The 11,968-nt window shown below is 47.7% G+C and carries 10 protein-coding genes; 3 read left to right on the top strand and 7 right to left on the bottom strand.

Going from position 1 to position 11,968, the window contains the following annotated elements:
• Positions 1-38: 38 nt before the first annotated feature.
• The 3 genes from AB4Y93_RS22920 to AB4Y93_RS22910 form a co-directional block, all read right to left on the bottom strand.
• Positions 39-1,634 carry a histidine kinase N-terminal 7TM domain-containing protein gene (locus AB4Y93_RS22920; RefSeq protein ID WP_441895398.1) on the bottom strand — a complete coding sequence of 532 codons (1,596 nt, stop codon included), beginning with the start codon at positions 1,632-1,634 and terminating at the stop codon, positions 39-41.
• Between the two features lie 74 nt (positions 1,635-1,708).
• Complete coding sequence (locus tag AB4Y93_RS22915) at positions 1,709-2,440, bottom strand: class I SAM-dependent methyltransferase (RefSeq protein ID WP_441895396.1); 732 nt, start codon at positions 2,438-2,440, stop codon at positions 1,709-1,711.
• 30 nt (positions 2,441-2,470) lie between these two features.
• The gene (locus AB4Y93_RS22910; RefSeq protein WP_441895394.1) at positions 2,471-3,370 is read right to left on the bottom strand and encodes a LysR substrate-binding domain-containing protein; all 900 of its coding nucleotides are present in this window, start codon (positions 3,368-3,370) and stop codon (positions 2,471-2,473) included.
• A gap of 119 nt (positions 3,371-3,489) precedes the next feature.
• Here AB4Y93_RS22910 and AB4Y93_RS22905 point away from each other — a divergent pair, with 119 nt between their 5' ends.
• The 3 genes from AB4Y93_RS22905 to AB4Y93_RS22895 all read left to right on the top strand — a co-directional run bounded on the left by AB4Y93_RS22905 (position 3,490) and on the right by AB4Y93_RS22895 (position 6,709).
• The gene (locus AB4Y93_RS22905; RefSeq protein ID WP_441895393.1) at positions 3,490-4,950 is read left to right on the top strand and encodes an MDR family MFS transporter; all 1,461 of its coding nucleotides are present in this window, start codon (positions 3,490-3,492) and stop codon (positions 4,948-4,950) included.
• Positions 4,951-5,054: 104 nt separating this feature from the next.
• Positions 5,055-5,726, top strand: coding sequence for a response regulator transcription factor (locus tag AB4Y93_RS22900; protein ID WP_441895391.1), 672 nt, complete (start codon positions 5,055-5,057; stop codon positions 5,724-5,726).
• The gene (locus AB4Y93_RS22895) at positions 5,723-6,709 is read left to right on the top strand and encodes a sensor histidine kinase (protein ID WP_441895389.1); all 987 of its coding nucleotides are present in this window, start codon (positions 5,723-5,725) and stop codon (positions 6,707-6,709) included. Before AB4Y93_RS22900 ends, AB4Y93_RS22895 begins: the two co-directional genes overlap by 4 nt.
• 49 nt (positions 6,710-6,758) lie before the next feature.
• Here AB4Y93_RS22895 and AB4Y93_RS22890 read toward each other — a convergent pair whose 3' ends face one another.
• The 4 genes from AB4Y93_RS22890 to AB4Y93_RS22875 form a co-directional block, all read right to left on the bottom strand.
• On the bottom strand, positions 6,759-8,723 hold the full coding sequence (locus AB4Y93_RS22890; RefSeq protein WP_441895387.1) for an FtsX-like permease family protein: 1,965 nt from the start codon (positions 8,721-8,723) through the stop codon (positions 6,759-6,761).
• Positions 8,720-9,466 (bottom strand): ABC transporter ATP-binding protein, encoded by a 747-nt coding sequence (locus AB4Y93_RS22885; RefSeq protein WP_441895385.1) that lies wholly within the window; start codon positions 9,464-9,466, stop codon positions 8,720-8,722. Before AB4Y93_RS22885 ends, AB4Y93_RS22890 begins: the two co-directional genes overlap by 4 nt.
• 471 nt (positions 9,467-9,937) lie before the next feature.
• Positions 9,938-10,672 (bottom strand): GDSL-type esterase/lipase family protein, encoded by a 735-nt coding sequence (locus AB4Y93_RS22880; protein ID WP_441895382.1) that lies wholly within the window; start codon positions 10,670-10,672, stop codon positions 9,938-9,940.
• 396 nt (positions 10,673-11,068) lie between these two features.
• The gene (locus AB4Y93_RS22875; protein WP_441895380.1) at positions 11,069-11,926 is read right to left on the bottom strand and encodes a class II fructose-bisphosphate aldolase; all 858 of its coding nucleotides are present in this window, start codon (positions 11,924-11,926) and stop codon (positions 11,069-11,071) included.
• Positions 11,927-11,968 lie beyond the last annotated feature (42 nt).

Raw genomic sequence — 11,968 nt, 5'->3', positions numbered from 1 at the left:
AAAGAAGCATTTCCCTTGTTCAAGGAACATGCTTCTTCTTAGTTGCTGCTACTGGCTAAGCGAACTGTATTCCGGCCGCTGTTCTTTGCCTCATACAGCGCATTGTCTGCTGACTTCAACAGTTGATTAATACCGCCGTCCTTTTCCTCGCAGCCTCCCCGGGCAACAGCGATACCAAAGCTGGCCGTTACGGAGATTTCTTGCTCCGAAGTGGCTGCAACCATCGACTGTGCCGCGATCTCACTCCGTATTCGCTGGGCGGCTGCTTCCGCCGCTTCCCAAGATAAACCTGGCATGGCCATAACAAATTCTTCACCGCCATAACGGCCGAACACATCCTCCGGACGCAGTATATTCCTGCATACCTCTACGACATGCAGCAGCGCGCGGTCTCCTACATCATGGCCATATACATCGTTAATTTGCTTGAAATGATCGATATCAAATAATAACAGGGCAAGTGGTTCATCCTTGGTTATCGATTGATGAAGAAGCGCCTCGCTCAAGTGAATAAAATGGAGACGGTTGAATATACCAGTTAAACCGTCATGGTAGGCAAGTTCACGAAGCTGCTCCTGCAGTCTTACCCGCTCCGTCATATCAATCATTACAATCAGTTTGCTTGTCTCCTGACCCCCTTTGTTCCGAACAAAGGAAGAGCGGATTTGATAGTAGTAAGATTGATTACGGGCCGTCCACTTAATCTCATCATGGATACGCGGCGTCTCTTCTTCCCCACCTGCATGCAGAGCGAGTAAATTAACATCTGTATGAAGGGCAAGAATAGGCTCAATCGCCGTTCCAAGAGAAGAGGTAGTCAGTTCTGGCAGAACGGACGCCGCTGCCGGATTATAATCAACCAGCCGATTGTTCATATCCAGCACCAGTACGCCGTCGCTCATACTTTCAAATAAGGTATCACGCGCAACCGGTGCGACATTAAGCAGCCCCTTCGAGACGAGCCCCCACATATATAGAGCTGCAGTAATCGTCATAATGACGGGAATCGGATCAATCCCACCCGGTGTCAGGTTGCCGAGATATAGAAAGTCGCCAAGAAGCGGTAGCAATAGCCCGACGGTCATTATAATATGCTGAAGACGGTAAGAGGACCGCATCCGGTTCCAATAGAGCAGCAGTAGAACAACACCGCCAATCATACAGCCGAAGGTATAACCGCCTTGGATAATGTACCAAGGCCCTACATTCAGATCGACCTTATGGAGATCAGGCTCAATATGCAGCTCAATCGAGCGGTAATAGAAATGATGCAGGTCATTGGTGATAACAAGCACCAGCGTAATAAACGGCATTAGATACATGATGAAGCGCAAACGCCATTTCAAAAACCGTTCCATCCCAAGGAAATGCATAATGAGCATCAGACTGACCGGCGGCAGGAAGGGCATGCCGAAATATTCGACCGTAATCCAGAATTTCACTTCCGTAAGCGTGCCCGACGACAGCTCAAGAGCAGAACCAAATATATAGATAGCCGATAAGAAGCACATCGTGATAAATGTCTTCCCCATCAACTGCTTGGACCGGTTCGACATCACATAAATGCCCATGATGATATTAATAACACCAGCTGTCACCATAAGAGTCAGGACAGCAGAATAAGGTGTTCCCATACTTGTTACACTCCAATGTGAAAGTTTCGTTCTGCCACTGATCGTAACACAACTAGAAACAAATGTGGGAATTTCTATTTAAGTGCTGAGAGCAGTAGGAAAATCGGCCTGCGAGTCTCGTCGATCATATCCGGATATTGCTTCAAAGCATCCTCGGACGGACCAGGTTCCGCAACCTCTGTGACCCGAAACCCCGCTTGAATAAGAGCATTCATGATCGACGCCACCGTACGATGATATTTCACGACATCCGAATCCAGGAACCTCGCGATTCTTTGACCTTCGCTCTGATAGTGATCTACCGGCCAATGAAGCCGCTCCCCGTCAGACCCGTAATGCCAATCCTGCGCAGCAACCGCCGTAAAGATGGGATGCTCCATAGAGAGAATAAAGCTGCCGCCTGGTGCCAGGCTGTCATAAATCTTCCGGCAAGCACTTACGAAATCCTCAATATAATGAAGTGCCAATGAACTAATGACCACATCAAACTGTCCAGGTTCAATATCAATATCCTCAATTGCAGCCTGACGATAAGTGATATGTGGATCTTCGTTAAACGCCCGCGCCCGGTCGATCATTTTTTCCGAGATATCAATGCCAAGTACACTGCGAGCCCCTTGCTCCCGCGCATAACGGCAATGCCAGCCATAGCCGCAGCCAAGATCAAGCACATTCTTATCTTTCAGTTCAGGAAGCATACCGCGGAGAACATGCCATTCCCCCGCTGCCTCCAATCCGCCGATTGAGCGCGCCATTTGGCTGTATTTTTCGAAAAAGTCCGGATCATCATATTTATTTTGTTTCAATTGTCTCAGCCTCCTAATTCATAATTTACTTTACACTTCGATATACTCCAGGAACTTTCGGACCAGCCGATGCTGGCTGCCTTTCTTCGAATAGATGCCTCCAAACGTCCTGCTCGCATCCAGGCTATACCCCACAAGAGGAATCGCAATAATTCGACCGCTCTCTACATAAGGATCATCCCGCAGCATTAAGCTGGACATCAGGCTAATACCAAGCCCCTCCGCAACGCTTCGTTTAATCACTTCCGGATTGGTCGTTGTGAAGATGACATTGATGTCACCGCAAGCTTGCCGAATATCCTCAGTGACCCCATCCCAGAAGCTGCTCGCTGACAAAATAAAAGCATAATCTGCGAGATCCTTCAGCATAAGCTCCTTATTCAGCGAGAGCAATGAATCATTAGGGATGATCACTTGAAGCTCCCCTTTGTATTGAAAGGAATGGAACGCAATGGGTTCCGGTAGCCCGTCACTTGTATATTGGTTAAGCGAGATTAATCCTAAGTGTGCCTTGTCATGAATGATCTTATCGATCACGATCCGGCTCTCCATCTCGACAATCTTCACTTGAATTTGGGGATAATCCTTTCTGAACCTCGCTAACGCCTTAGGCAAAAAGGTCATGCTTAAGCTCGCAATCGTCGCAATGATTAGCTCTCCCTTATAAATGGAGGTAATCGATTGCACCTCGTCCTTGATCTCATCAACCTTCATTAGAATCTCGAGTACGATCTTGATGATCGTTCTTCCGTCTTCCGTTGGAACGGTTCCATAACGGGATCGCTTGAAGAGCGGAATACCAATCTCTTTCTCTAATATAGAGATGGACTGACTGATGGCCGATTGTGATACATGGAGGTTTAGCGCGGCTAGCGACATGGAATTCGTCTCGAATACTTCCTTCACAATCTCTAATTGTTCAATATTCATGGACGACCTCCGCTCTTCATATTAGCGTTGCTTATATTACCATCAAGAATAGATGGTATGACATCTGAATCCATTATATTATAATCGTCCTCACGTAGATATGTGGAGTGTGAGTTATTGTGAATGCAAAACAAGGGAACAACAGTTTCTGGTTTGTTATATTGGCCATCTTCTTCGGTAACTTCTCGTCTATCTTGAACTCAGGGACAGTAACCGTAGCTCTTCCTTTTATCATGAAGGATCTTCATGCGGACCTGAATGATACACAGTGGGTGACGACGGGCTTTATGCTCGCCATGGGATCAATCGCTCCAATCGTTGGTTATGTAGGAGATAAGATTAGTTATAAACGGCTTTATATGTTCTCGTTAGTAGGCTTCTTGTTTACTTCCATCTTATGCGGCTTCTCATGGAATATCGGGTCGCTCATCTTCTTCCGAATTCTGCAGGGCCTCTTTTGCGGGGCGATTCTTCCTGCAACGCTGACTATCGTGTATCAAGCGGTTCCGGCAGAAAAGCAGGCGCTTGGCATTAGTCTATGGAGTGTAGCCAGCATGTTCGCTCCAGCGATTGGGCCTACCTTGGGCGGTCTGCTCACAGAGTATTACGGCTGGAAGGCCATATTCTTCATGAACATTCCGCTTGCCCTATTGGCGATCGCCTTGGCTGCCCGCTATCTGCCTATGCAGCAGGTGAAGAAAGGCGGTTCCCTCGATTACGTTGGGCTATTTACCGTCATAATTGGCAGTACTTCACTGATGATGTATTTTACACAAGGGAACAAAATCGGCTGGGGCTCCGGCTTGGGACTGATGTGGATATTGCTTGGCGTGATCAGCATTGCGAGCTTCATATGGCGTGAGCTGACCGCCAAATCGCCGCTCCTTAATCTTCGGGTATTCAAGTACACAACCTTTACCTTCGGTATTATCGTTAACTGCATCATGACTATCGGTTTGTACGCAGGAGCTTTCTTGCTGCCAATCTTTATGGAAAATGCCCTCGGCTCCTCGTCCTTAACGGTTGGTCTTGCGATGCTGCCAGGTGCTTTATTAATGATCTGCGCCTCTCTCCTGTCGGGGAGGCTTCACGGGAAGATCAGTCCGGTCTATCCATTGCTTGGAGGTGTGATTCTGCTCGTTATCGCCACATTGGCGTTTAGCCACCTATCGATGACGACTTCGTATACCTTCATCATCGGCTGGATGATCTGCCGTTACGTTGGACTTGGCTTCTCCTCACCGAATATTATGACGCTGTCGATGAGTGCCATTCCAAGGGAGTCTACTGGCCATGCATCCGCTATTACGAACTGGCTTCGCCAGGTCATCGCCTCACTTGCCATCGGGATATTCAGCACGATCTACTCAGTCAGAACAGAGTCCCATTTCACTGAACTGAGTACCGGGGGTTCCGTTAAAGCATCTTTACAGGAAGAGGCCTCTGTTCTTGCCATGAACGATACATTTATGGTGGCTTGCATCGTTACCGTTGTTGCGATTCCGTTTATTTTCATCTTAAGCTCTCGCAGCAAACCTGCTGTACCTGCCGTGTCCAAATCTCACTTGCAAGGAAAATAGACATCAATCAAAGCCCTCTTTGTACATACGTGCAGAGGGGGCTTTCGCGATCCGAAAATGATATAATTTACCTTATATTTGTTCTTGGGCTAGGAGGAATCCTGTTGTTTCGGATCATGATTATTGAAGACGATGAGAAAATTCGGAGAATTGTGGCAGATGCTTTACGCAAATGGCAATACGAGGTCATAGAGCTAGCCTCTTTCGAGAATGTGCTGGGCGAGTTCGAAGCCGGACAGCCCCATCTCGTGCTGCTTGATGTAAACTTACCCGTGTTTGACGGGTTTTATTGGTGCCAGCAAATTCGTTCCGTGTCGAAGGTACCGATCATCTTTATCTCCTCACGCAATCAGAATATGGACGTCATTATGGCGATTAATATGGGAGCAGACGACTTCGTTCAGAAGCCGTTTGACCTCGGTGTGCTTGTCGCGAAGGTAAGCGCTCTGCTGCGCCGGAACTATACCTATCAAGATGAGAGTCTGCAGCTTACACATCGGCAGCTTATTTTCCACCTGTCGAACTCTTCTGTTCAATATGGGGAGCATACTGCCGAACTGTCACGTAATGAATTTATTATTTTGCAGACCATGATGCGCCAGATTGGGAAGATCGTATCACGGGATGATCTCATGCAGGTGCTGTGGAATGATGAGCAGTTCATTGATGACAACACGCTGACGGTTAACGTCAACCGGCTGCGCCGCAAAATTGCGATGCTTGGCATTGAAGACTTCATCGTGACGCGCAAGGGAATGGGGTACATTATCGAATGAATTTCTGGCGATTCCTGAAATACGAACGGCCTTATTTTATTTTATATGGCGTTGCTTTCCTGCTCATCATCACCGTATTTGCTACGGACCCGCAGTCGTCTTGGCATTGGCCGACGTTCTTTTATGCACTGGTGCTTGTGGTTCTCTGGCTGGCAGCCTTCACTGCCTATCGTTATACAAGGAATCTGCAGGCGATCCGCTTGATGCGAAGTGAGGATTCCGAGCCCCTCTCCCTGGAGGCAGAAGCTTATCGGGATACGCTTGAAGAGACCGGCATTACCCATATTCGGGCTTTAAATGAGGTTCAGTCGAAACAAAAAGACTATTATGATTTCATCATCTCTTGGTTCCATGAGATTAAGACACCTATCTCTGTTCTTCGCCTGATGCAGCAGACCGAGGTAGATCCGCAGAGCTTGAACGAGGAGCTGTCGCGTATCGAGCATTATGTGGATCAGGCCTTGTATTATGCGAAGCTGGACAGCTTTAATCAGGACTATGACATTGTGAACTGCGACCTGGAGCCGCTTATGAAGGAGGTCATCAAAGCCCACTCCAAAGTGTTCATCTCCAAGCGGATCCGTGTTCAGCTTGATTTGCCGCACATGATTGTACAAAGCGACTCAAAATGGCTGCTGTTTATTATCAATCAGATAATAACGAACAGCCTGCAATATACCGGCGAGCATGGAGTCATTACGGTGCAAACGGCAGCCACACCAGACGAAAAGCTGCTTATTCTCCGCGATAATGGCATTGGCATCGAGGCGAAGGATTTGCCCCGGATCTTCAACAGGGGCTTCACTGGGATGAACGGCCGCACACATGCGAAGTCGACCGGAATGGGCCTGTATCTAGCCCAAGAGCTGTCGAAAAAGCTTGGGCACTACATCACTTGCGAATCGGAGGCTGGCAGTGGCACAGCGTTCACGATTCATTTCCCAAGGCATCATGACCCGTATCTGAATACGCTGCAGCGGTGAGAATAACTGTAAAAACAAAAACCCGTCCAGTGGACGGGCTTCTGTTTATTTATGAATTCCTATTAATTATCCGGTAATAGAGATTCGTCGAAGACGAGTAGAACACCAGATAGATCAGGAAGTAGATCCCCATAATGCTCCATACGATGCCAGGCAGCTCCGGGAAATCCTTCACGGAATCAAGAATGAAGTATTTGATAATGGTCCAGCTGTACAGCAGCCCAAGCACGATTGGCGGCAGGAAGACGAACAGCAGCTGCTTACGGATCACACTGCGGAACTGACTGTTCTCGGCGCCTAGCTTGCGCAATATCGAATACTGGAGCCGTTCTTCGGTCGCTTCGCGAAGCTGCTTGAAGTAGATCACGCTCGCCAGTGCGAAGGTCGCTATTAGAGCAAGGAATCCGGCTGCGAACAGCAGAAGGGAGGAACTCTCGATCTGCTTGGAGTACACATCAGCGAATGAGGAGTAGTACGTACCCTCCGTTTTGGAGACAATCGCATGTACTTGCTTCGACAACTCATCTGCATTTTTCGCATCTGTCAGCCCGTAGATCTCGAATGTCTTCTTATCCGCATGGCTGGCTAATTGTTGGTATGCTTCATCCGAAATCACGAACACCGCTGCTTTCTTATCCATCGCCAAGACCGGATCGGTAGCCCAGCCAAGGTAGGCATAGTCCTTCTTCATGCTAATCGTAAAAGTCTTCTCTTCATCTGCCTTTACCGTAAAGCTTGGTCTCTCCCCAGCGGCAAACGTCTTCGGAAAATCCGATCCTTGCGCTAGAGATACTGCCTCCATACCCTGCAGATCAACCTGCTCTTTATCGCCACGAAGTGCTATTAATTCATTATAGTCTTTCTCCGCAATGAGCCATAAGCCAGGAATATAATACTCCGGATTATCAAAGGCGATGCCCCGATCTGTAACTGGACTTACAACTAATGCCTCTGGCTTCAGATGGTACCGGATTTCATGATCTGAGCTATTAATCGTTTCCTCAACCTGCTCATTCGTGGAAGGATCGAGCGACTCATACGCGATGTCATTTGGTACATTCATGCCAACCGCTTCAAATTGAACCTTATAGTTAATGGTCACAAAACAAAGCAGCATGATAATAACCGCACTAAACAAGGAAATAAAGGTTAGGTTAAGCGTATTGCCTCTGATCTGAAAACGCAGCGAGGACGTCCAAAGTACGGTGTTTCCCTCATGATATTTTTTTCGGCGGCTGATCAGCCGCAAGAGCCATCCTGCGAACTGACGGAAGAACAAGTAAGTTCCACCGATAATGCCGATTGCAGTGGCGATCATACTGTACGTTCCGTAATCCTTCCAGACTGCGGAGCCTTGACCGCTGCAAATTAGTACAAATGCCATAACAATCAAGAAAACAGCTAGAATCGCCATTGCTGCGGATACGCGAACAGGTTTTTCTGCCTTTTGATTCGCATGGAATAACTCGGTCAGCTGCACTCGGTTCACGAGAACATAGCTTTGCACGCTGACGATTACGGCGATAAGGAGGATAACTCCCGCCGCTGCTGCCATTGCCCCAAGCGGGAAGGATAGTGACACCACCTGATCATACTGCATTAAGTTCATGAGCAGCATGCCAAACAGCTTCGATAAGAGCCCTCCCAGCAATATCCCTATAACCAATGAAATTACACCCATTATCAGCGTTTCATAAAAGACCATACGTACAATTTGTCGTTCTTTCAATCCGTACAAGAGGTACATGCCGAATTCCTTTTTCCGCTGCCGCATGAAGAATGAATTCGCATATAGAATAAAGAAAATATTAAACAGGAAGATAACGATCGAGGCGATCGCCATACCCGTCTGGAACATCTCGCGGTTCTGCATAGCATCGATAATATCCTGATTGAACATCAATGACGAGAAGGTATATTGAATGATGACGCCAATAATCATAGACAGTAAATAAATCGAATACAGACGGAAGTTCCTTTTCACATTCCGAATCGTAAGATCGAGCAGGCTCATCGCAGCTTGCCCCCTATTAGGCTTTGCGTCTCCAGAATGCGCTCGTAGAATGCCTTCTGTGGCTGCTCACCTGCATAAATTTCACTAACAATTGCACCATCCCGCAGGAAAATAACCCGCTTGCAGTAACTCGCCGCATAGCTGTCGTGTGTGACCATCATAATTGTTGTATGAAATGCTGCGTTAAGCGATACAAGCTGCTCAAGCAATTGGGTTGCGGAACGCGAGTCTAGTGCACCCGTTGGTTCATCGGCGAAGACGATTGCCGGCTCTGTAATGATGGCGCGTGCCGAAGCTACCCGCTGCTTTTGCCCGCCGGATATTTCGTTCGGGTATTTCTCGAGCAGCCCTTCAATATGTAGCGCTTCGAGAATCGGCTTGAGCCTAGCTTCCATCTCCTCTGCCTTGTAGTTACGAAGTGACAGCGGAAGCAGAATATTTTCTTTTACCGTCAACGTATCGAGCAGATTATAGTCTTGAAAAATAAAACCCATCCGCTCCTGCCGGAATTGCCGCAGCGACTTCTTCTTCATATCGAGCAGCGATTTCCCCTCAATCCATACCTCGCCGCCGCTGAGCTGATCAATCGTAGACAACACATTCATCAGCGTTGACTTTCCGGATCCCGAAGGCCCCATAATCGCAGTCAGCTCACCTGACTGTATCGTTATATCAATGTTTTTCAATACTGGCGTCGCTCCGTAGCTTTTGGACAAATTTTTGGTTTGGATAACTGTCTCCATGATAAAGCCCCTCTCCTCTTTCTATCTATTAATATAGACATATCAAGAGCGGGCATCCATCGAAGTAAGGGATTCTAAAGTGACGTTTTTGTCACACACTAGGACTAAACACTGCAGTACGGTTTTTCCGTCTTATTCACCCTCTAATCGACCTCCGCACTACCTCACATGCGCTGTAGTACGGTTTTTCCGTCTTATTCACCCTCTAATCGACCTCCGCACTACCTCACATGCGCTGTAGTACGGTTTTTCCGTCTTATTCACCCTCTAATCGGCCTCCGCACTATCTCATATGCGCTGTAGTACGGTTTTTCCGTCTTATTCACCCTCTAATCGGCCTCCGCACTATCTCATATGCGCTGTAGTACGGTTTTTCCGTCTTAGGCGGAAAGGAGTTTTTTCGAAGCTGCCACTGTAAATGTACGGAATAAAAAAAGCCGTCCCCATCGGACGGCATTCATAACCCTGGCTCTATTTCGACCCCGTATCCATCTCTTTGCGGAGCGCGTCTGCCCACAGCTGATACCCCTGCTCTGTAAGATGGCAGGTATCAAAAGCGATCTCTCTCGGCAGGGTACCGTCTGCGGCTAGCATCGATTGCCCGATATCGAGGAACCTTACGCCCAGCTCCGCAGCCAAATCGGCATACAGCACATTCATTTGACCGATCAGCTTTCGGCGCGGATCCTCCGGCGATTCTTCTCGCGGGAATACCGCCATCAGAATAATGCGTGCCGAAGGAGCATATGTCCGAACTCGCTCCATAATTGCACGCACCCCGTCTCGGACTTCTTCTGCTGAACTGGCACGAGCATTATCGGTCTCACTCGTATTGTTCGTACCAATATTGATAACTACCCACTCAGGAGACAGTCCCTCCATTTGCCCGTTATCAAGGCGCCAAAGTACATTCTGCGTCCGGTCCCAGCCAAAGCCAAGATTCAGAACACGCCGCCCGCCAAAGACGGATTCCCATGCTTGTCCCTCACCGTGCTTAGTTGTCGACTCCGGGAGTCCTCCCCAGAAATGTGTAATGGAATCTCCGATCAGCACAATCTCAGGGTTAATTTCATTCTTAATCTTCAGCACCTGATCATGCCGCTCCCACCAATCGTAGCTGTCCTCTTCCAGCTTTGTCGCTGGAATAACGGCCGTATTCACCGTATCGGCTTTCATTAACTTGTTGCTTTCCGCTGTCTTGTTCATCCCCGGTATCCCCTTGCCCCATAAATTTGACTCTATTATATCGCAATTCGATAACCTATCGACCGAATATTTGCAGTCACCAAAAAAAGCCATGAACTCCACTCCTAAGGTGGACAGTCATGGCTTTTATACAGGGGCTATCTTTAACGTATCTTTCTCTTTCTACGGTGGTAAATCATCCAACCCATAGCAACAAGTCCGGCCGCCAGCAGCACACCAAACAAAATAATATAAGATAGATGGAACATACTTTCATTCATTTGCGTAACCTCCTTGCAACAACACTTACATAATAGGATGGATCTACAGCGCCAAATTATGCAGATGCGTGACATAACAAAAAAAAGGCTGAACAGCTGCTATTCGCAGTGTTCAGCCTTTTCGTATAAGGATAACTTACGCTTTGTTCGAAGAACCGAACTCGCGGATTTTACCCATAACTGTTTGTTTGATCGCTTCACGACCTGGAGCCAAGAATTTACGTGGATCGTAAACTTCGGAATCCGCAGTCAGGATTTCACGAGCAACTTTAGTGAACGCAATTTGGTTCTCTGTGTTCACGTTGATTTTTGCAGTACCCAGGGAAACCGCACGTTTGATGTGCTCAGTAGGGATACCAGTACCACCGTGCAATACGAGTGGCAATTTGATTGTTTGGCAGATTTCTTCCATTTCTTTGAAGCCCAGTTTTGGCTCGCCTTTGTAAGGGCCATGAACGGAACCGAGGGCTGGAGCCAGGCAGTCGATACCTGTACGTTGTACAAGCTCTTGGCACTCTTTAGGATCAGCGTAGATAACGCCTTCAGCGATAACGTCGTCTTCTTGGCCGCCAACTGTACCCAGTTCAGCTTCTACGGAAACGCCGCGCTCGTGAGCGTAAGCAACAACTTCGCTAGTGATACGAACGTTGTCTTCGAATGGATCATGCGAAGCATCGATCATTACGGAAGTGAAACCAGCGTCGATAGCTGCTTTACATTTGTCAACGCTGGAACCATGGTCCAGGTGGATTGCAACTGGAACAGTGATTTTCATTTCTTCGATCAAAGCGGATACGATGTTCGTAACAACTTTGAAGCCGCCCATATAACGAGCTGCGCCTTCAGATACGCCCAGGATTACTGGGGATTGCTCTGTTTGAGCAGCGTCAAGGATTGCTTGAGTCCATTCCAGGTTATTGATGTTGAATTGACCAACAGCGTAACCGCCTTGCAAAGCTTTGTTCAACATGTCTTTCATTGATTCCAATGCCATTGTTAAATCCTCCTCGAATAAATGACTAGACCTTTCAATCAT

The organism is Paenibacillus sp. YAF4_2, assembly GCF_052113225.1.
Lineage (GTDB): Bacteria > Bacillota > Bacilli > Paenibacillales > Paenibacillaceae > Pristimantibacillus.
The sequence above is the reverse complement of the archived record's forward strand: the minus strand, read 5'-3'. Positions and strand labels throughout refer to the sequence as shown.

What these genes read in the sequence shown, in the direction of transcription:
- AB4Y93_RS22910 (WP_441895394.1), bottom strand. Translation starts at nt 3,370, where the DNA reads ATGAATATTGAACAATTAGAGATTGTGAAGGAAGTATTCGAGACGAAT.
- AB4Y93_RS22920 (WP_441895398.1), bottom strand. Translation starts at nt 1,634, where the DNA reads ATGGGAACACCTTATTCTGCTGTCCTGACTCTTATGGTGACAGCTGGT.
- AB4Y93_RS22880 (WP_441895382.1), bottom strand. Translation starts at nt 10,672, where the DNA reads ATGAACAAGACAGCGGAAAGCAACAAGTTAATGAAAGCCGATACGGTG.
- AB4Y93_RS22890 (WP_441895387.1), bottom strand. Translation starts at nt 8,723, where the DNA reads ATGAGCCTGCTCGATCTTACGATTCGGAATGTGAAAAGGAACTTCCGT.
- AB4Y93_RS22885 (WP_441895385.1), bottom strand. Translation starts at nt 9,466, where the DNA reads ATGGAGACAGTTATCCAAACCAAAAATTTGTCCAAAAGCTACGGAGCG.
- AB4Y93_RS22875 (WP_441895380.1), bottom strand. Translation starts at nt 11,926, where the DNA reads ATGGCATTGGAATCAATGAAAGACATGTTGAACAAAGCTTTGCAAGGC.
- AB4Y93_RS22895 (WP_441895389.1), top strand. Translation starts at nt 5,723, where the DNA reads ATGAATTTCTGGCGATTCCTGAAATACGAACGGCCTTATTTTATTTTA.